The 19,525-nt window shown below is 68.1% G+C and carries 21 protein-coding genes; 9 read left to right on the top strand and 12 right to left on the bottom strand.

All coding sequences use genetic code 11. From position 1 onward, the window contains the following. Positions 1–9: 9 nt before the first annotated feature. The 9 genes from U9J23_RS02855 to U9J23_RS02815 all read right to left on the bottom strand — a co-directional run bounded on the left by U9J23_RS02855 (position 10) and on the right by U9J23_RS02815 (position 8,589). On the bottom strand, positions 10–942 hold the full coding sequence (locus tag U9J23_RS02855; protein WP_085469436.1) for a DUF5996 family protein: 933 nt from the start codon (positions 940–942) through the stop codon (positions 10–12). Between the two features lie 27 nt (positions 943–969). Then, positions 970–1,743, bottom strand: coding sequence for a crotonase/enoyl-CoA hydratase family protein (locus U9J23_RS02850; protein WP_059382535.1), 774 nt, complete (start codon positions 1,741–1,743; stop codon positions 970–972). A 16-nt stretch (positions 1,744–1,759) separates the two neighbouring features. Further along, positions 1,760–1,942, bottom strand: coding sequence for a YbdD/YjiX family protein (locus tag U9J23_RS02845; protein ID WP_174479623.1), 183 nt, complete (start codon positions 1,940–1,942; stop codon positions 1,760–1,762). After that, complete coding sequence (locus U9J23_RS02840; protein WP_059382536.1) at positions 1,939–4,245, bottom strand: carbon starvation CstA family protein; 2,307 nt, start codon at positions 4,243–4,245, stop codon at positions 1,939–1,941. Before U9J23_RS02840 ends, U9J23_RS02845 begins: the two co-directional genes overlap by 4 nt. 117 nt (positions 4,246–4,362) lie before the next feature. Continuing rightward, on the bottom strand, positions 4,363–4,632 hold the full coding sequence (locus U9J23_RS02835; RefSeq protein ID WP_059382537.1) for a DUF2277 domain-containing protein: 270 nt from the start codon (positions 4,630–4,632) through the stop codon (positions 4,363–4,365). A gap of 132 nt (positions 4,633–4,764) precedes the next feature. Further along, complete coding sequence (locus U9J23_RS02830; RefSeq protein WP_059382538.1) at positions 4,765–5,913, bottom strand: acetyl-CoA C-acetyltransferase; 1,149 nt, start codon at positions 5,911–5,913, stop codon at positions 4,765–4,767. A gap of 9 nt (positions 5,914–5,922) precedes the next feature. Continuing rightward, positions 5,923–6,534 carry a TetR/AcrR family transcriptional regulator gene (locus tag U9J23_RS02825; protein ID WP_060653788.1) on the bottom strand — a complete coding sequence of 204 codons (612 nt, stop codon included), beginning with the start codon at positions 6,532–6,534 and terminating at the stop codon, positions 5,923–5,925. 34 nt (positions 6,535–6,568) lie between these two features. Next, a complete protein-coding gene (locus U9J23_RS02820; protein ID WP_326601282.1) occupies positions 6,569–7,384 on the bottom strand; it encodes an SDR family oxidoreductase in 816 nt (271 codons plus the stop codon). Beyond that, entirely contained in the window at positions 7,381–8,589 is a 1,209-nt protein-coding gene (locus U9J23_RS02815; RefSeq protein ID WP_326601280.1) for an acyl-CoA dehydrogenase family protein, read from the bottom strand. The genes U9J23_RS02820 and U9J23_RS02815 overlap by 4 nt, the downstream gene beginning before the upstream one ends. A 44-nt stretch (positions 8,590–8,633) precedes the next feature. Here U9J23_RS02815 and U9J23_RS02810 point away from each other — a divergent pair, with 44 nt between their 5' ends. The 9 genes from U9J23_RS02810 (at position 8,634) to U9J23_RS02770 (ending at position 17,350) form a co-directional block, all read left to right on the top strand. Beyond that, positions 8,634–10,181 carry a FadD3 family acyl-CoA ligase gene (locus U9J23_RS02810; protein WP_326601278.1) on the top strand — a complete coding sequence of 516 codons (1,548 nt, stop codon included), beginning with the start codon at positions 8,634–8,636 and terminating at the stop codon, positions 10,179–10,181. After that, entirely contained in the window at positions 10,178–11,047 is an 870-nt protein-coding gene (locus U9J23_RS02805) for an enoyl-CoA hydratase (RefSeq protein ID WP_059382541.1), read from the top strand. The genes U9J23_RS02810 and U9J23_RS02805 overlap by 4 nt, the downstream gene beginning before the upstream one ends. Continuing rightward, positions 11,047–12,207, top strand: coding sequence for an acyl-CoA dehydrogenase family protein (locus U9J23_RS02800; protein ID WP_145709461.1), 1,161 nt, complete (start codon positions 11,047–11,049; stop codon positions 12,205–12,207). Before U9J23_RS02805 ends, U9J23_RS02800 begins: the two co-directional genes overlap by 1 nt. Further along, positions 12,204–13,175: an acyl-CoA dehydrogenase family protein gene (locus U9J23_RS02795; RefSeq protein ID WP_059382543.1), complete on the top strand. Its 972-nt coding sequence runs from the start codon at positions 12,204–12,206 to the stop codon at positions 13,173–13,175. The genes U9J23_RS02800 and U9J23_RS02795 overlap by 4 nt, the downstream gene beginning before the upstream one ends. Then, positions 13,172–14,221, top strand: a complete 1,050-nt coding sequence (locus U9J23_RS02790) for an acyl-CoA dehydrogenase family protein (RefSeq protein ID WP_085469442.1) — start codon at positions 13,172–13,174, stop codon at positions 14,219–14,221. The genes U9J23_RS02795 and U9J23_RS02790 overlap by 4 nt, the downstream gene beginning before the upstream one ends. A 37-nt stretch (positions 14,222–14,258) precedes the next feature. Beyond that, complete coding sequence (locus U9J23_RS02785) at positions 14,259–14,837, top strand: AAA family ATPase (protein ID WP_059382545.1); 579 nt, start codon at positions 14,259–14,261, stop codon at positions 14,835–14,837. 94 nt (positions 14,838–14,931) lie between these two features. Further along, entirely contained in the window at positions 14,932–15,807 is an 876-nt protein-coding gene (locus U9J23_RS02780) for an aldo/keto reductase (RefSeq protein WP_019290148.1), read from the top strand. Positions 15,808–15,877: 70 nt separating this feature from the next. Next, positions 15,878–16,615, top strand: a complete 738-nt coding sequence (locus U9J23_RS02775) for an acetoacetate decarboxylase family protein (protein WP_326601271.1) — start codon at positions 15,878–15,880, stop codon at positions 16,613–16,615. A gap of 129 nt (positions 16,616–16,744) precedes the next feature. Next, positions 16,745–17,350, top strand: a complete 606-nt coding sequence (locus U9J23_RS02770) for a TetR/AcrR family transcriptional regulator (protein WP_085469444.1) — start codon at positions 16,745–16,747, stop codon at positions 17,348–17,350. A gap of 6 nt (positions 17,351–17,356) precedes the next feature. Here the strand turns inward: U9J23_RS02770 and U9J23_RS02765 are convergent, their stop codons facing one another. From U9J23_RS02765 to U9J23_RS02755, 3 genes are read right to left on the bottom strand one after another with little or no spacing between them, the layout of a single operon-like run. Then, positions 17,357–18,052 (bottom strand): GntR family transcriptional regulator, encoded by a 696-nt coding sequence (locus U9J23_RS02765; RefSeq protein WP_016694730.1) that lies wholly within the window; start codon positions 18,050–18,052, stop codon positions 17,357–17,359. Further along, positions 18,039–18,779, bottom strand: coding sequence for a maleate cis-trans isomerase family protein (locus tag U9J23_RS02760; RefSeq protein WP_059382549.1), 741 nt, complete (start codon positions 18,777–18,779; stop codon positions 18,039–18,041). The genes U9J23_RS02765 and U9J23_RS02760 overlap by 14 nt, the downstream gene beginning before the upstream one ends. After that, positions 18,780–19,520 (bottom strand): maleate cis-trans isomerase family protein, encoded by a 741-nt coding sequence (locus tag U9J23_RS02755; RefSeq protein ID WP_272267041.1) that lies wholly within the window; start codon positions 19,518–19,520, stop codon positions 18,780–18,782. Positions 19,521–19,525 lie beyond the last annotated feature (5 nt).

Genomic DNA, 19,525 nt, shown 5'->3' with positions numbered 1-19,525 from the left:
AGGGTCGCGTCACCGGGCGTCGGGTCGACGCTCGAGCGTGTCCCGATCCCACGCACCGAGCCGGGCGGCGGCCTCGTAGGTGCTGTGCAGAAACTGCAGCAGTTCGGTGTCGGGATCGGCCGCGGTCCGCACCGCCTCGTAGGGCAGCACGAACTCCCCCAGTTCCGCCGAATAGTGAGCGGCATCCGGTCGCACCGGGGCTTCGCCGAATCCGTCGAGGCCGGGGTAGACGTAGGAATAGAAGGCTCCTTCGTCCCCACCACCCGGCCAGAAGCCACAGCTGCTGAGCTCGTGCGAGTAGGCCTCCGTCATCACCCGGTCGGGGCAGTTCGGGATCCCGCCGGGGTGCGGCGGGGCGGTGCGTCCGGAGAACCGGGTGCACGCGAGGTCCATCGCGCCCCAGAAGAAGTGCACCGGACCGACCTTGCCGAGGAAATCCGCCCGGAACACCTGCAGGACACGCTGGGCCTGCACGAGCTGCCGCCAGAAGAGGTGGGCGGCCTCGGCGTCGTAACTGTCGTGCTCACGGTCCTGAGCGAACGGGATCGCCGGATCCACCTCGTTGGGTGTGCCGTGGATGCGAGTCGCGATACCCAGCTCGTCCAGCGCTCCGAGGGTGCGGGTGTAGAACTCGGCTACGGGCTGTGCGACGAGAGGCACCGAACGACTGCGACCGTCGCTCGCGCGGATGTGCAGCCGGTGCTCGAAGAAGTCGAATTCGATGTCGAAGACGGAGTTCCGGTACGGGATCGACGAGGTGCTCAGCCCTCGCGGCGTGACGTACAGCGTCGTCTGCCACCAGTGGTTGACCATCGGCGCGTGAGCCATCCGGATCTTGCCGACGATCTGCAGCCACATGTGGAGGGTGTCGCGGGTCGCGGTCCATTCCGCCGTGCGCAGCCTCGGCCACGCATCACCGGAGACCGGTTCCGATTCGTTCACAACGCCTCCCTTGTCGAGGGATCGGGATCAGGAGAACGATCCGTGCCGCCCCTCCCCGGACGCGAAGCGGGCGGCCCCGCCGGCCGCATCGCTCTCTAGGGACTGCATGCCGACCGTGAACTCGAATGCGAGCGCGTCGGATTCGGAACGGCCGAACTGCGCGTGGACCGACCACCGGTCGTTGCGCATGCACGTCTGTGGGAAGCCGGCGATCTCCCGCGCCATGTCCTCGGCGACCTCGCGTGTTGTTCCCGGTTCGACCACGCGGTTGGCCAGACCGAAGTCGAGCGCTTCCGCGGCATCGACCGGACGGCCGGTCAGGATCATGTCCATGGCCCGGCTCGCGCCGATGAGGCGGGGCAGCCGAACGGTCCCGCCGTCGATCAGTGGCACACCCCACCTGCGGCAGAAGACACCGAACACCGCATCGGCGGACACCACCCGCAGATCGCACCAGATCGCCAGTTCGAGTCCGCCGGCCACCGCGTAACCCTCCACCGCCGCGATCACCGGCTTCGACAGCGACATGCGTGTCGGCCCCATCGGTCCGTCGCCGTTCTCACCGAGGACGTTCTGTTCCTCGGTCCCGATGGCCTTGAGGTTCGCTCCCGCACAGAAGTTCCCACCGTCGCCGTAGAGGACGGCGACGTCGGCGTCGGGGTCGGTGTCGAAGGCCCGGAACGCGTCGGCGAGTTCGGCGGCCATCGGACCGTCGACGGCGTTCCGGCGCTCGGGACGGGTCATGATCACCGTCGTCACCCGATCGCGTGTCTCGACGCGGATCGATTCGTACTGCGTCATGCCCGTCCTCCCCTGTTCAGCAGCATCGGCTTCCAGGGTTCGCGTCGGCCGCGGCGTGCCGTTCCCGCCAGTAGTCGCGTTCGCTCAACGGCGGTCGATCGGGATGCTTCCGGCGGTGTACTTCGACGTACCGCGCGTAGTCATGGTCGCCCATGACGGCACCGATCCACCACCACGCACGTCGCAGTGCGGTGATCACGACAGATCCTGGTCCCGATGTTCGACGAACGCGTGCGCGGCGCCCGGTGCACGGACCTTGCCCGACGCGATGAGTTCGTCCCACTCCTTCTGCAGTTCCCGTTCCACCGGGGTCGGCACGAAACCGGCCGGGGCGAAGATCTTCGACGGCACCGCCGGGGTCTCGGTGGTGGGCATGCCTCCGGCACGGATCGATCTGATGCACACCACCACCCCGGCCACGAAGACGATCAACACCAGAACGGCGAACACGATCGACAGTGTGCCCTGGATGAAGGTGTTGCGGATGACGGCGTCTATCTCGTCCGCCGTCTTCGCCGACCCGAAGGTGGTCGCGCCGGAGTTCTTCGCGTCGACGAAGGCGCGGTGCTGCGCCCAGTAACCGACCGCACGGTCGCCGGAGAAGATCTTCTGCCACGACGCCGTCATGGTCACGATCAGATCCCACACCAACGGCACACCGGGGATCCAGGCCCACTTCACCAGGCCCTTCTTCACGACGATGGCGAGCACCACCGTCAGGGCGATCGCCGCGAGCAGCTGGTTGGCGATGCCGAACAACGGGAAGAGGGTGTTGATGCCGCCCAGCGGGTCGGTCACGCCCATCAGCAGGATCCCGCCCCACGCGGCGACCACCACGAACGAGCAGAACCAGGCACCCGGACGCCAGGACGGATCCTTGAACCGCTGTGCGGGTCCGCCGAGGTTGCCGAGCGAATCCGAGAGCATGAACCGGGCGACGCGCGTGCCGGCGTCGACGGTGGTGAGGATGAACAGCGCCTCGAACATGATCGCGAAGTGGTACCAGAACGACTTGAGGCTGTCGCCGCCGAACAGGTCGCTGAGCACCTGAGACATACCGAACGCGAGGGTCGGGGCACCACCGGTGCGGGAGATGATCGATTCCTCCCCCACGCCTTCCGCGGCGGCGGCGATCTGTTCCGGGGTGATGTCCGGTGAGCCGAGACCGAGTCCGTTGACGTAGGCGGCGGCGGTCTCGGGGGTGCCGCCGGTGAGGGCGGCCGGTGCGTTGAGCGTGAAGTACAGGTGCTGGTCGATGATGCATGCGGTGACCAGCGCCATGATCGCGACGAACGACTCGGTGAGCATGCCCCCGTAGCCGATGAGCCGGATCTGCTTCTCCTTCTCGATCAGCTTCGGGGTGGTGCCCGAGGAGATCAGCGCGTGGAATCCCGACAGTGCGCCGCACGCGATGGTGATGAACAGGAACGGGAACAACGATCCGGCGAAGGCCGGGCCGTTGCCCTCGATCGCGAAGGAGGTGACGTCGGGCATCTCCAGGACGGGACGCGCGACGAGGATGCCGATGGCCAGCAGCACGATGGTGCCGACCTTCATGAAGGTCGACAGATAGTCGCGCGGGGCGAGCAGCAGCCACACGGGCAGCACCGACGCGGCGAAACCGTAGGCGATCATCAGCCAGGAGATCGCCACCGGCGACAGGGTGAACCAGTCGGTGCCCCAGTCGGTCTCGGCTACCCATCCGCCCGCAATGATCGCGGTGACCAGCAGGACCACACCGATGAGCGAGACCTCCGCGACCTTGCCGGGACGCAGGTACCGGAGGTAGACGCCCATGAACAGGGCGATGGGGATCGTCATCGCGATGGAGAACAGACCCCAGGGGCTCTCGGCGAGGGCGTTGACGACCACCAGCGCCAGTACCGCGATGAGGATGATCATGATGACGAGGACCGCGATGATCGCGGCGACACCGCCGATGGGCCCGAGTTCCTCCCGGGCCATCTGACCGAGGCTGCGCCCGCGTCGGCGCGACGAGATCCACAGGACGAGGAAGTCCTGGACGGCACCGGCGAAGACGACGCCGACGATGATCCAGATCGTGCCGGGCAGATAACCCATCTGAGCGGCGAGCACCGGGCCGACGAGTGGGCCGGCCCCGGCGATCGCCGCGAAGTGATGGCCGAACAACACCCGACGGTCGGTCGGCATGTAGTCCTTGCCGTTCTCCAGTTCCTCGGCGGGGGTCGCACGGTCGTCGCGTGGCTGGACGATCCTGCGTTCGATGAACTTCGCGTAGAAGCGATACGCGACGAGATAGGTGCAGACGGCGGCGATGACGAACCAGACCGCGTTGATCTCTTCACCGCGGACCAGCGCGATGATCGACCAGGCGACGGCGCCCAGGATCGCGAGTACGAGGAAGACGATCCGTGCGGTCGGTGAGATCGGTGTCCGGTCGACGACACCGACAGGAGGAAGATCGGGATCGGTCCGGAGGTATTCGACCTCGCTGTTCTGTGGCGCCGGGTCCACGGCCATATCGGCTCCTCACCGGGCTCGCCGCGGGTCCGCGGAAGTCGCGACGGGCCTCGAACGTGCTCGATTCTCGACCAGCGTCACGCTACTCGCGCGCGTCGACGAAGGAACCGGAATCGATCAGCCGCGTGCGGCGATCCGCGCCTGCACCTCGGGCCGACGCAGCGGTGGGACCGTCGGCGGTGGTTGCCGCCGCTCGGGAAGGGACGCGAGCAATCTCGTGGTCGTCGCAGTGACCTCGGCGACGGCCTGCTCGAACGGTTCCCGGGTGGCGTCGGAGAGTTTGTGGATCCCGCTGACCTTACGGACGTACTGCCGCGCGGCCGCTTCGATCTCCTCGGCGGTCGCGGCCGGCTCGAGCCCGCGCAGCTCCGTGATGTTCCGGCACATGCTTCGAGGGTAGACGCCGCTCGGGTGCCGAACCATACAGTGCCGAACCGAACATCCGCGCGCCCGCTGTCCATCCGCTACAGCAATTGCTGCAGCGGATGACGAACGGGCGCGCGGATACGGACGAACAGATCAGACGCGTTCGATGATGGTCACGTTGGCCGTGCCGCCACCCTCGCAGATGGTGAGCAGACCGTAGCGGCCACCGGTGCGCTCGAGCTCGTTGAGCAGCGTCGACATGAGCTTGGTGCCGGTCGCGCCGAGCGGGTGGCCGAGGGCGATCGCGCCGCCGTTGACGTTGACCTTCGACGGGTCGGCACCGATCTCCTTGATCCACGCCAGGACGACGGGAGCGAAGGCCTCGTTGATCTCGATGAGGTCGATGTCGTCGATCGTCAGGCCGGCCTTCTCGAGGGCGTACTGGGTGGCGGGGATCGGGGCGGTGAGCATGAAGATCGGGTCGTCGCCGCGGGCGCTGAGGTGGTGGATGCGCGCGCGGGGCTTCAGGCCGTACTTCTTCACGGCCTCGTCGGAGGCGAGCAACACCGCGGACGCGCCGTCGGAGATCTGGCTGGCGACGGCAGCGGTGAGACGACCGCCCTCGACGAGCGGCTGCAGCGACGCCATCTTCTCGAGGCTGGTCTCGCGCGGGCCCTCGTCGACGGTGGCGTCACCGAGCGGGACGATCTCGTTGTCGAAGCGGCCCTCGGCGATCGCGGCCTTGGCGCGCTCGTGACTCTGCAACGCCCACTTCTCGAGTTCCTCGCGGCTGATGTCCCACTTCTCGGCGATCATCTCGGCGCCCTTGAACTGCGAGACCTCTTCGTCGCCGTAACGCTCGGTCCAGCCCTTCGACCCGCCGAAGGGGGTGTCGAAGCCGTACTGCTGTCCGACGATCATGGCCGCGGAGATCGGGATCTGCGTCATGTTCTGCACGCCACCGGCGACGATGAGGTCGGCGGTGTTGCTGAGGATCGCCTGGGCGCCGAAGTGCAGGGCCTGCTGGCTCGACCCGCACTGACGGTCGACGGTCACGCCGGGCACGTGCTGCGGGTAACCGGCGGCGAGCCACGCGGTGCGGGCGATGTTGCCGGCCTGGCCACCGATGGCGTCGACGCAACCGAACACCACGTCGTCGACGTCGGCGGGATCGATGCCCGTGCGGTCGACGAGCGCCTTGATCACATGCGCGCCCAGGTCGGCCGGGTGCACGTCCGCGAGCCCACCCTTCTTCTTGCCGATGGGGGTACGCACCGCGTCGACGATGTAGGCCTCGGTCATGATGTCTCCTTAGGAAGAATTCTGGTTCGATAGTCCGTCGAGAACGATGGAAAGGTATTGCTGGGCAACCTGATCGATGCTGAGGGAGCCTCCGGGCCGGTACCAGCGCACGGCCACCCACACGGTGTCGCGCAGGAACCGGAAGACGAGTTCGACGTCGACGTCGGGTCGGAACGAACCGTCGGCGACACCGCGTTCGATCACGCCCACCCACAGGTCGCGGAACTCGGTGTTGAGTTCGCCGATGTAGGCGAAGCGGTCGCCCTCGAGATGCTTGGCCTCACCCTGGTAGATCGCCACCGCGGCGTGCGACCGGTCGATCGCCTCGTAGGAGGTGGTGACGAGCGCCGCGAGGGTCTCGCGGGACGGCAGACCCGACGCGACGATCTTGCGGTACCGGTCGAACAGGTCGTCGAGGAAGGCGCGCAGGATCTCGTCCACCATCGATTCCTTGGAATCGAAGTGGTGGTAGAGGCTGCCGGAGAGGATCCCCGCCGCGTCGGCGATGTCGCGCACGGTCGTGGCCCGCACACCGCGCGACGCGAACAGGTCGGCTGCGATGTCGAGCAGTTCCGCGCGGCGTCCGGACTTGCTGGAGGTGTCGTCGCGTGAGGGAGTCATGACGGACATCCTTTCAAGCCGACCGAGGGCGGGTTCATGCGCGCTGGGAGGAGACCGACACGACCTCGCCGGTCAGATAGGTCGTGTAGTCGCTGGCGAGCATCGCGATGGTGGCCGCGACCTCCCAGACCTCGGCGGCGCGGCCGTAGGCCTCACCGGCGGCGAGGTTGTCGAGCAGTTCCTCGCTGGTGACCTTCGCGAGGAAGGGGTGGCGGGCGATGGACGGGGCGACTGCGTTGATGCGCACGCCGTATTCGGCGGCCTCGATCGCGGAGCAGCGGGTCAGCGCCATGACACCGGCCTTCGCCGCCGCGTAGTGCGCCTGCGAGTGCTGCGCGCGCCAGCCGAGCACCGACGCGTTGTTGACGAGCACGCCGTTGTGGTCGACCGAACGGAAGTAGCGCAGTGCCGCGCGGGTCGCGCGGAAGGTGCTGGTGAGGGTGATGTCGAGGACGCGATCCCATTCCTCGTCGGTCATCTCGACGACGGGCGTCTCCCCACCGAGTCCGGCATTGTTGACGAGCACGTCGATGCGTCCGAGCCGGTCGGCAGCGCCGGTGATGAGGGCGTCGACCTGTTCGGTGGACGACACGTCGCACACGATCGTCGCGACCTGCTGTTCGGGGAACTCGGCGGCGAGTTTCTCGGCGGACTCACCGAGCCGGCGCTCGTGGAAGTCGGAGACGAGCACGTCGGCGCCCTCGAGCAGTGCGCGACGCGCGGTGGCGAATCCGATACCGGTGCCGGCGGCAGCTGTGACCACGACCTTCTTGTCGCGGAGGAGGCCGTGGCCGGGGGTCTCGACCGGCGGGGTCGCGAGCGGGGATACGGGGCGGGGTGTTGCGGTCACGGACGTGCCTCCCGGGGAAGGCCGAGCACGCGCTCGGCGATGATGTTGCGTTGGATCTCGTTGGATCCGCCGTAGATGGTGTCGGCGCGGGTGAACAGGAACAGTCGCTGCCGTTCCGCGAGCTCGAGATGTTCGGGATCGGTGATCTCGGAGGGCTTTCCGGCATGGTCGTGATCGGGGCCGACAAGCGACGACGCACCCTCCACGTCCATGGCGAGCTGCCCGAGATCGCGATGCCAGTTGGCCCACAGCAGCTTCGCGACCGAGGCCTGACCCGGGTCGGCGTCGCCGAGGGTGCGCAGGGCGTGGGCACGCATGATCCGCAGTCCGATTCGGGCGCGGGCGATGCGTTCACGGATGTGCGGATCGTCGATCGCACCGTTGTTCTCGGCGACGGAGACGATGTCGTCGAGTTCGCGGGCGAAACCGATCTGCTGCCCGAGGGTGGAGACGCCGCGTTCGAAGGTCAGCAGACCCATCGCGACCTTCCATCCGTCGCCGGGGGCACCGACGACGAGGTCGGCGTCGGTGACGGCGTCGTCGAAGAAGACCTCGTTGAACTCGGAGGTGCCGGTGAGCTGCTGGATGGGCCGCACCGTGACGCCGGGCTGGTCGAGGGGCACGAGCAGGAAGCTCAGGCCGTGATGACGGGACGAACCGGGTTCGGTCCGTGCGACGACGAAGGCCCACTGCGCGACGTGTGCGAGCGACGTCCAGACCTTCTGGCCGTTGATCACCCACTTGTCGCCCTCGAGGCGGGCGGTGGTGGAGACGTTGGCGAGGTCGGAGCCGGCTCCGGGTTCCGAGTAGCCCTGCGCCCACAGTTCGGTGACGTTGCGGATCCCGGGAAGGAAGCGCTGCTTCTGCTCCTCGGTTCCGAAGGCGATGAGGGTGGGCCCGAGCAGTTCTTCACCGAGGTGGTTGACGCGTGCGGGCGCGTTCGCCTTCGCGTACTCCTCGTGGAAGATCACCCGCTGATCCATGCTGGCACCGCGACCGCCGTACTCGGTGGGCCAGCCGATGCAGGTCCATCCGGCTGCGGCCAGATGCCGGTCCCACGCGAGTCGTTGTTCGAAGAACTCGTGTTCGCTTCCGGGTCCGCCCTTGCCCCTGAGCTCGGCGAATTCGCCGGTCAGGTTGTCTTCGAGCCACTGCCGAACGGTGGCTGCGAACTCCGCATTTTCCTGGCTCTCGCTCTCGTGCACATCCGTACGATAACCTACCAAGCAATTGCTAGGTAGGGAGCTCTGTGAACACACGACCGAGAACCACTCCGGCCGCACTCGTACGTGCCGCCGGCACCTGGCCGGACCTGCTCGCGATCGCCGACGGCGACACCCGGCTGACCTTCGCCCAACTGCGCGACCACGTCCGCGATTTCGCCGCGGCGCTCGTCTCCCGCGGCGTCGAACGCGGTGCGCGCGTCGTCATCTGGTCGCCCAACACGTTCCACTGGGTGATCGCCGCCCTGGGCACGCACTGGGCCGGCGGTGTCGTCGTACCCCTCAACACCCGCTACACCGGAAGCGAGGCCGCCGACGTCGTCGAGCGCGTCCGCCCCGAAGCCCTCGTCGTGGTCGGCGAGTTCCTCGGCACCGACCGATACACCGAACTGCGCAAGGCCGCGCCCGAACTGCCGATCCCGACGACCGTGCGGGTCCCGCTGGGCGGGAACGACGCGCCGATCGACGGGATCGTCGAGTGGGGGGACTTCCTGTCCTCCGCCACCGAAGCCGCCCGCACCGAGGCCGACGCGCGCGCCGCGGCCGTGGCCCCCGACGACGTCTCCGACGTCCTGTTCACCTCGGGCACGACCGGCCGCAGCAAGGGCGTGCTCAGCGCGCACCGCCAGTGCATCGGCGTCGCACAGGCGTGGGGTGAGTGCGCCGAACTGACGACCGACGACAACTACCTGGTTATCAACCCGTTCTTCCACAGCTTCGGATACAAGGCCGGTTTCGTCGCCGCACTGCTCCACGGCTCCACCGTCATCCCCCTCGCGACCTTCGACGTGGAGAAGGTCATGGCGATGGTCGCGGCCGAGCGCATCAGCGTGCTCCCCGGCGCCCCGACGATCTACCAGTCCATCCTCGACCACCCGCGTCGCAGCGAATACGACCTGAGCAACCTGCGCATCGCCGTCACCGGCGCCGCGCCCGTCCCGGTCTCCCTCGTCGAGCGCATGCAGAACGAACTGAGCTTCGACGCGGTGCTCACCGCCTACGGGCAGACCGAGGCGGTCGTCGCGACGATGTGCCGCACCGACGACGATCCCGTCACCGTCTCCACCTCGTCCGGACGCGCCACCGCCGAGTTCGAGGTGCGCATCGGCGACAAGGGCGAGATCCTGCTGCGCGGCCCGAACGTCATGCTCGGCTATCTCGACGACCCCGAGGCCACGGCCAAGACCATCGACGAAGAAGGGTGGCTGCACACCGGCGATGTCGGAACCCTCGACGAGCGCGGCTATCTCGACATCACCGATCGTCTCAAGGACATGTACATCAGCGGCGGATTCAACGTATATCCGGCGGAGGTCGAAGCGGCACTGCTGCGCCTGCCGGGAGTCCACGAGGTCGCGGTGATCGGTGTCCCCGACGAGCGTATGGGTGAGGTCGGCCGGGCGTTCGTGGTCCCGCTGGACGGACATCCGCTCACCGAGGACGACGTGATCGCGTATGCCCGAGAGAAACTCGCCAACTTCAAAGCGCCGCGATCGGTTCGGTTCGTCGATGCGCTGCCCCGAAACCCGTCCGGCAAGGTACTGAAGAACGTTCTGCGTGAGGAGAAGTCATGACCGTCCCGTTCGAGCCCGATGTCGTCACCTACGAGGTGCGCGACGGCGTCGCGATCGTCACTCTCAACCGACCCGATTACCGCAACGCCCAGAACTCGGTCATGACCTACGCGCTCGACGCCGCCTTCGAGAAGGCCGTCGAGGACGACGAGGTCAAGGTGATCGTGCTGGCCGGCAACGGCAAGCACTTCTCCGCCGGCCACGATCTGGGTACCCCGGGCCGCGACCACCACGTCCACTACGACAACAAGGCCGTGATGTGGTGGGACCACGTCGACAAGCCCGGCGGCGACCAGCGCTACGCCCGGGAGATGGAGGTCTACCTGGGGATGTGCCGCCGCTGGCGCGAGATCCCCAAGCCCACCATCGCCTCGGTGCAGGGCGCCTGCATCGCCGGTGGCCTCATGCTTGCGTGGGTGTGCGACCTGATCGTCGCGTCCGAGGATGCCTTCTTCTCCGATCCCGTGGTGCGCATGGGCATCCCGGGTGTCGAGTACTTCGCGCACCCGTGGATCCTCGGAACCCGCTTCGCGAAGGAGATCCTGTACACCGGTGACCGTTTCAGCGCCCAGCGCGCCTACGAGGTGGGCATGGTCAGCCGCGTCGTGCCGCGTGAGGAACTCGAGAACGAGACCCTCGCCCTCGCCGCCCGCATCGCGGAGATGCCGCGCTTCGGTCTCGCGCTCACCAAGCGCGCCGTCAACCAGTGCGAGGACCAGATGGGCATGCGCAACGGCATGGACTCGGTCTTCGGCCTGCACCACTTCGCACACGCGCACAACGCCGAGGTCGGAGCCGACTCGCTCGGCGGCATGAACGCCAAGTCGATGGCCGCGAGCGCCCGTCCGGTGGAAGGGGCGAAGTAGTGGATCTGCAGCTCGACGACACCACCCTCGCGTTCCGCGACGAGGTGCGCGCCTTCCTCGCCGAGAACGTTCCGAAGACGCCGCTGAAGTCGATGGACACGGCCGAGGGCTTCGAAGAACACCGGCGGTGGGAACGCACCCTCGCCGATGCACGCCTGTCGGTCGTCTCCTGGCCCGAGGAACTCGGCGGCCGCGACGCGACCCTCGAGCAGTGGGTCGTGTTCGAGGAGGAGTACTACCGCGCCGGCGCGCCCGGCCGGGTGAGCCAGAACGGCATCTTCCTGCTCGCCCCCACCCTGTTCGAACATGCCCGCCCGGAGCAGCTCGCCCGCATCATGCCGCGCATGGCCCGGGCCGACGACATCTGGGCCCAGGCCTGGTCGGAACCCGAGTCCGGCTCCGACCTCGCGTCGCTGCGCTCGACGGCCACGAAGGTCGACGGTGGTTGGCTGCTCAACGGCCAGAAGACGTGGAGCTCGCGGGCGTCATACGCCGACATGGGCTTCGGTCTGTTCCGTTCCGACCCGGAGGCCCAGCGGCACAAGGGCATCACCTACTTCATGTTCGACCTGCGGGCCGAGGGTGTCACCGTGCGTCCGATCCCGCAGCTCGACGGTGAGCCCGGCTTCGCCGAGATCTTCCTCGAGGACGTCTTCGTTCCCGACGACCCCGCGAACCCCGGAGAATCCGGCGTGATCGGTGCCGTGAACGAAGGCTGGCGGGTCGCGATGAGCACCGCCTCCAACGAGCGCGGTCTCTCGCTGCGCGCACCGGGCCGGTTCCTCGCAGCCACCGACCGGCTGCTGCGCGCCTACCGCGGGTCCGACCTCCACGGCGACACCGCGCTGCGCAACCGCGTCGCCGACGCATGGATCGGTGCCCGCGCGTACGAGTTGTCGACCTGGGCGACCGTCACGCGCCTGACCGCCGGTGGGCAACTCGGCGCCGAATCGTCGATCAACAAGGTGTTCTGGTCCGAGTGGGACATCGCCGCGCACGAGACGGCGCTCGACCTGCAGGGCGCCGAAGCCGAGCTCGTCGACGGCTGGACCGACGGCTATCTGTTCTCGCTGTCGGGCCCGATCTACGCCGGTACCAACGAAATCCAGAAGAACGTCATCGCCGAGCGGTTGCTCGGCCTTCCGAGGGGTGATCGATGAGATTCGCACTCGACGAGTCCCATGAGGACTTCGCGTCCAGTATCGACGCCCTGCTCACCAAGTCGGACATGCCGCAGGTGATCCGTGCGTGGAACAGCGGCGACACGGCACCGGGTCTGCAGGTGTGGGAGCGACTGGCCGAGACCGGCGTCAACGGTCTGCTCGTCGCCGAGGAACACGACGGCCTCGGGGCCGACGCGGTCGACCTCGTCGTCGCCGTCGAACAGCTCGGCCGCCATGCCGTGCCCGGACCGGTGGTCGAAACCGTGGCGGTGGCACCGGTTCTGCTCGCCGCCGTGGCACCCGAGCGTCTCGGCCCTCTTGCCGCGGGCTCGCTCGCCACCGTCGCGATGCTCCCCCACACCCCGTACGCGGTCGACGCACACGTCGCCGACCTCGCACTGCACGTCGCCGGCGGCACCGTCTCGGTGGGCACCGCAGGTGAGACGCGTGAGTCGGTCGACCGCTCGCGGACGCTCGCCTCGCTCACCCCGGGTGAGTCGCTCGGATCCGCCGATACCGCTGCAGCTTTCGACATCGGTGTCCTCGCTTCGGCCGCTCAGCTCCAGGGCCTGGGCCGGACTCTGCTCGACACCACCGTCGAGTACGCGCAGCAGCGCAAGCAGTTCGGTCGCGCGATCGGCTCCTTCCAGGCCGTCAAGCACCACCTGGCCGAGGTGGCGGTCGCGCTGGAGATGGCGCGTCCGCTGCTGCACGGCGCGGCCATCGCCGTCCGCGACGGACTGCCCACCGCGTCCCGGGACGTCTCGGCCGCGAAGGTCGCGTGCGGCGACGCCGCCTACCTCGCCGCACGCACGGCCCTGCAGGTGCACGGCGCCATCGGCTACACCCAGGAATACGATCTGTCGCTGTGGATCACGAAGGTCCGTGCGCTCGTCACCGCGTGGGGCACCCCCGACGAGCACCGGGCCCGCGTGGTCGCGGCACTCGAGAGCGAGGCGTCGTGACGTTCGAGACGGAAGAGCGCGCCGCACTGAGGGACTCGGTGCGCACCCTGCTCGCCAAGCATTCCGATTCGGCTGCCGTCCGGCGCGCGATCACCACCGACAGTGGGTACGACGACGAGCTGTGGACGATGCTCGTCGAACAGGTCGGGGTCGCGGCCCTCGCCGTTCCGGAGGAGTACGACGGTGTGGGCGCCTCGTGGGTCGAGACCCACGTGGTGCTCGAGGAACTCGGCCGCACGCTCACGCCGTCGCCGTTCCTGGGGTCGGCGGTACTCGCGGCGCAGACCGTGCTGCTGTCCGGTGATGCCGACGCGGCGGCACGTCTGCTCCCCGGCATCGCGGCCGGTGAAGTCGTCGCGGTGTGCTGGGCGTCGGCCGCCGGCTGGCAGCGTCCCGGCGTGAGCGTCGAGGGCGACGTGCTGACCGGAACCGCGCACTACGTGCTCGGCGGCGATATCGCGTCCACTCTGCTGGTGCTCGCTGCCGACGGCGACACGGTCGGCCTGTTCGAGGTCGATCCGGACACCGACGGAGTGTCGCGGCGCCGCGTGCCCACGATGGATCCGACGCGTTCCATGGCCGAGGTGTCGTTCTCGGCGGTGACCGGCCGTCGCCTGTCGTCGTCCGACGATCTCGTCGAGCGGTTGCGGGCGTCCGCGGCGATCGCCCTGTCGGCCGAGCAGGTGGGCGCCGCGCAGGCCGTGCTCGATCTGACCGTCGACTACGCGAAGAACCGCAAGCAGTTCGGTCGCGTGATCGGATCGTTCCAGGCGCTCAAGCACCGTATGGCCGACATGTACGCGCTCGTGGAGACGGCGCGATCGATGTCGTATGCGGCTGCGTTGTCGCAGGATCTACAGGACGCGTACGCCGCGAAGATCTACTGTTCGGAGGCCTTCCAGCAGGTCGCGTCGGAGGCCGTGCAGCTGCACGGCGGGATCGCGATCACCTGGGAGCACGACGCGCAGTTGTTCTTCAAGCGGGCACACGGCAGCGCCCAGTTGTTCGGGCAACCGCGCGAATACCTGAGCGCAATATCCGCCTGAGCAATATCGTCGGCGGCGATCCTGCGAAAGATCGGTGATGCGCCTCCTCGATTCCTCGGTTCCACTCCCCGTGCGTCCCCGCCGCGTCCTCGTGGCGGGGACGTCCGGTTCCGGCAAGACGACCCTCGCCGCGAGGACCGGGCAGATCCTCGACCTTCCGCACGTCGAGCTCGACGGCCTCCATCACGGTCCGAACTGGACGCGGCGTCCGTCCTTCCGCGAGGACGTCGAGGAGTTCACCGCGCAGCCGCGCTGGGTGACGGAGTGGCAGTACACCGCGGTGCGGCCGCTGCTCGTCGAGCGCGCCGACCTGATGGTGTGGCTCGACCTGCCGCGGAGCACGGTGATGCGACAGGTGGTGTGGCGGACGCTGCGACGCCGGGTGCGCCGGGAAGAACTGTGGAACGGCAACATCGAACCGCCCCTGCACACCTTCTTCCGCGATCGCGACCACATCGTGCGCTGGGCGTGGCGAACCCACGGTGGGTACCGCGACCGCGTCCTCACCGCGCTCGCACAACGTCCCGATCTGCCGGTCGTGCGGCTGACGGGCCGGCGGGAGGTCGATGCGTGGGCGGCGCTGCTCGCCTGCCGTCCCCCGGCGTCCGGCCGATGAACTCGACACCCGTCCTCGGGGCCCGCGGGTCGGAGAACACCCGATCGCCCGGGATCACTCGCGCCCGCCGCGGCGGCTCGCTAACGTCGGAGAGATGACACCTCCCACGATCACGCTGAATTCCGGAACGACGATCCCGCAGCTGGGCCTGGGAGTCTGGCAGGCCACCAACGACGAGACCGAACACGCGGTCCGATACGCGATCGACGAGGCCGGTTACCGGCACATCGACACGGCCGCGGCCTACGGCAACGAGGAAGGCGTCGGCCGCGCGCTCGCCGCGTCGTCGGTGCCGCGCGAGGACATCTTCGTCACCACCAAGCTGTGGAACGCCGATCAGGGTTACGAGCCGGCACTGAAGGCATTCGACACGAGCCTGAAGAAGCTGGGCACCGAGTACGTCGACCTGTACCTGATCCACTGGCCGCTGCAGGACCGCGAACGGATCCTGCGCACCTGGGACGCCCTCGAGAAGATCGCCGAGTCCGGACGCGCGAAGGCGGTCGGGGTGTGCAACTTCGAACCGCACCACCTGCAGTTGCTCGTCGATCGTGGCGGGTTGTTGCCTGCGGTGGACCAGGTGGAGTTGCATCCGCACCTGCCGCAGCAGGAGATCCGCCGGTTCGCGTCCGAGCACGGCATCGCCGTGGAGTCGTGGAGCCCGCTCGGTGGCACGAGCAACTCGGGGTGGGGTCCGAACTCGAAGCCGAACACCCTGCTCGTCGACCCGATCGTCACCCGCATCGCCGATCGTCACAGCAAGTCGGCCGCGCAGGTGCTGATCCGCTGGCATCTGCAGAACGGGCTGATCGTCATCCCGAAGTCGGTGCACGAGCAGCGCATCTCCCAGAACATCGACGTCTTCGACTTCGAACTCGACGAGCTCGACCTCAGCGAACTCGACACGCTCGACGACGGCACGCGGGTGGGCGCGCATCCCGACGAGATGAACATCGGCGCTCCTTCCTAGTCTCTTCCCTCCGGAACTGGAACGTGTTCTCATTGTCGGGGTACGCACGTCCGACTTCCGGAAGGCAGCGATGAGCGAGACGACGACGCATGTGGTGTTGGGCAAGCCGGTCACGATGCCCGTGCAGGTCCGAACGGCCACGGCGTTCATGGGGATGTTCTCGGTTCCCGTGCGCCCCGCGCAGGAACTCGTCGCCCACACCGGGCTCGAGATCCTGCAGTACCGGCCGGGCCACGGGATCTGCACGCTCGTCTTCGTGGACTACGTCGACGGGGACCTCGGCCCGTACAACGAGTTCGGGGTGTGCTTCCTCGTCCGCAACCATCACAACCGCGGCGACGGCATCGTCGGCGACTGGCGGAGTTTGGTCGGCGGGCAGGCCGGTGCACTCATCCACCACCTGCCCGTCGACGGAGACTTCACTCTCGCGGCGGGGCGCGGCATCTGGGGTTTCCCGAAGACCCTCGCCGACTTCGACGCCGACCACGACAGCAGCACCAAGCGCGGTTCGGTCTCCGCCGACGGAGCGCTGATCGCCGAACTGACCGTGGCGCCCGGACTCCCGGTGCCGGGCAGGGGTCTCGCCGCCTCGCTCGCTGCCTACTCGCACATCGACGACGTCACCCGGTGCACGACCTGGGAGATGAATCCGAGCGGGGTACGCACCCGGCTCGGCGGCGCGACCCTCCGGTTGGGGACGCATCCGATCGCCGACGAACTGCGGTCGCTCGGTCTGCCGCGACGCGCACTGGCCTCGTCGTCGATCCCCGATCTGCAGATGACCTTCGGCGACGCGACCGTCGTCTGACGCTCCCCGGACTCAAGAGTGCGCGCCCGAGACGGCGCTCGTCATGAGGATCCGCCCTGAGTTGAACAGTGATGTTCGAGTTGCCCGTCGACGTAACCTGAACACCAGTGTTCGACAAGAGGAGGTTCCGTGACCACCCACGAGGCATTCCCCCGACCCGAATCACTCCGCCCCAGGAAACGTGCGGACGCCGAACGGAACATCGAAGCGATCCTCGACGCCGCGCGCATCGTGCTGAGCCGTGATCCCGACGCCGGCGTCGGGGAGATCGCCAAGGCCGCCGGCGTCGGGCGTGTCACCCTCTACGGCCACTTCCCCACGCGCGCAGACCTCGTCACCGCGGTGGTGCAGCGCGCGCTCGCCGAGGCGGAACAGGCCGTGGATCGGATCGACCTCGCGGGCGACCCCCGCGACGCCCTGCACCGCCTGATCGCGGGGTCGTGGTCGCTGACCGCCGACGCCGGGACGCTGCTCGCCGCCGCCGACCGAGCTCTTCCCGCAGAGGACGTCCGCGCCGCACACGACGGCCTGCTCGCCCGCGCGACCGCCCTGATCGAGCGAGGTCGCGCCGAGGGAGTCTTCCGCATCGACCTGCCGTCGTCCTGGCTGGCGGCGGTCCTGCACAGTCTGGTCCACTGCGCTGCAACCGAAGTCGCAGCAGGAAGATTGGCAGCGGACGACGCCGCCGATCACATCGCCGCGACGGCCCTGTCGTCGTTCACCCCGCCCGCCTGAGCGGTATCAGCCGGACGCGATCACTCCGTCGACGTTCTGACGCTCGCGGAGCCGGGTGACCGTGTCGTGCAGGTGCTCGTCGAGCAGGCGCCGCACGTCGTCCCGGTCGGCGGTGCGGATCGCCTCTCGCAGCACGACGTGCTCGTCCACCTGCACGTGCAGGTCGGGATAGGTGGTCTGCAATGCGCCGAGGCACATCCGTGTCTCGACGAGCAGTGTGCGGGCCGCTCGCACGAGCCGCGGACTCTCGGCACTGGCCACGAGGATCTCGTGGAAACGCCGGTCGCCGTCCGAGACGCCGGTGGCGTCCTCGCGCTCGGCGGCGGTGCGCATCTCCTCGATCGCGGGCTCGAGTGCCTTCCACGTCTGTTCGCGACGGCCGTCCAGCACCAGGTCGAGGGCGCCACCCTCGATGACCCAGCGGCTGCGGTAGATGTCGACGACGTCGTCGAAGGTGAGCTCGGTGACGAAGATGCCCCGGTTGCGGATGCTGTAGAGCAGTCCTTCGGACAGCAACCGCTGCATGGCTTCTCGGAGCGGGCCCCGGGAGACCTGGAAATGCGCCGCGAGTTCGGCCTCCCCCAGCTGTTCCCCGGGACCGAGCGCACCCCGGACGATGGCCGACCGGATCTGTTCGGCGATGAGCTCGGCCGTGGACGGCCGGGTGACAGGACGTAGATCTTCCAGATCACCGAGCACCATGATCGCTATCCTCCTCGAACAGTGAGCCCAGCTCCGGGCATTCCACTGTATATCCGGCGAGTTCCAGGCCGTGCCACACGGTGACCTGGTTGGCGGTCAGGACCGGCTTACCGGTCTCCTTCCCGAGTTCCCGCATGATCCGCAGCGTGTGCATCGCGGTGTCGGGGACGAGGACCGCCTGTGCGTCGGGATGATCGTTGGTCCTCACGAATTCGAGGACGGCCTCGTCGGTCAGGGTGCCGACCTCGGCGGCGGTGTCGATGCCGGCGTCGGCGAGCGAGACGACGTCGACACCGGCGTCCGCGAGGAAGGCGACGAACAGTTCGGCGACGTCCCGCGGATAACTCGCCGCCACGGCCACCCGGCCGACTCCGAGCGCCCGTAGCGCGGCGACGAACGCGATGCTCGTGCTCGTCGTGGGCACGCCTCCCGCGTCCCGGGAGAGCTGCTCGACCTGGGTGCGTGCCCCCTCGGGTCCGTACACGAAGCTGCCCGACGTGCACGCCCACACGAGGGCGTCGAGGGGCTCGTCCGCGAACTGCGCCGCTCCCCCGGCGAGCTTGGCCGGGCTCCCGAGGTCGAGGAGTTCGGGAACGGCGTGCAGATCGGTTCCGTAGATGTGGGCCACGGGCAGATTCACCCCCAGGAGTTCGGCGGCGAACGGGTAGTCGTCCTCGGCGGCATGATCCGGGTAGACGATCCCGACGGTCGTGCGGTCACGATGCATTCAGAACACTCCTCTCAACCACTTCCCTGGCCCGGTCATGGGCAACTTCATCCGTCCCAGGCACGCCCAGATGGTGAGCTGGTTGGCCGTAAGGACCGGCTTGCCGAGTTCCCGTTCGAGCGGCGCGATCAGGTCGTAGGTCGGCAGGTTGGTGCAACTGACGAAGATCGCCTGTGCGTCCGGGGTGTCGGCCGCGATGATGTGCTCGGCGATGGTGCGGTAGTTGACCTTCCAGATGCCGCCGCCGAGCCCGAGATGTGACGACCGGACGACCTCGGTTCCGGCCTCCTTCAGGAAGTCGTGCAGCAGGTCGGTGAGTTCCCGGTCGTAGGGGGTGATCACCGAGATGCGGGTGAGGTCGAGTTTGCGGAGGGCTTCGAGCAGCGCTCCGGAGGTCGTGACCGCGCACGATGCGCCCGCCTCGCAGATCGCGTCGCACAGGGCCTTCTCGTAGGCCACCCCGTTGACGAAACTGCCCGAGGTACACAGATAGGCAACGACTTCCGGTTCCACCGACAGCACGTCGCGGGTCGCGACCATCAGGTGCCGTCGGTCGGAGACCAGCTCGGCCATGGCACGGCTGACCGGCACCGGCTCGTAGGGGGTTCGAGCGAGGTGCAGACTGACCTCGAGCGGCGCCCATCGCCACAGTTCTCGTTCCAGCGCGAGATCGAAGGGTGCGATCACACCGATGCCCCGCTGAGCCAGAGGACCTTCGAATTCGGGAATGTTCAGTTCCATACGGT

It is taken from the genome of Rhodococcus sp. PD04, from assembly GCF_035918275.1.
Classification (GTDB): domain Bacteria; phylum Actinomycetota; class Actinomycetes; order Mycobacteriales; family Mycobacteriaceae; genus Rhodococcus; species Rhodococcus rhodochrous.
Note: the sequence above shows the minus strand (reverse complement) of the source record. Positions and strands in the feature narration are given on the sequence as shown.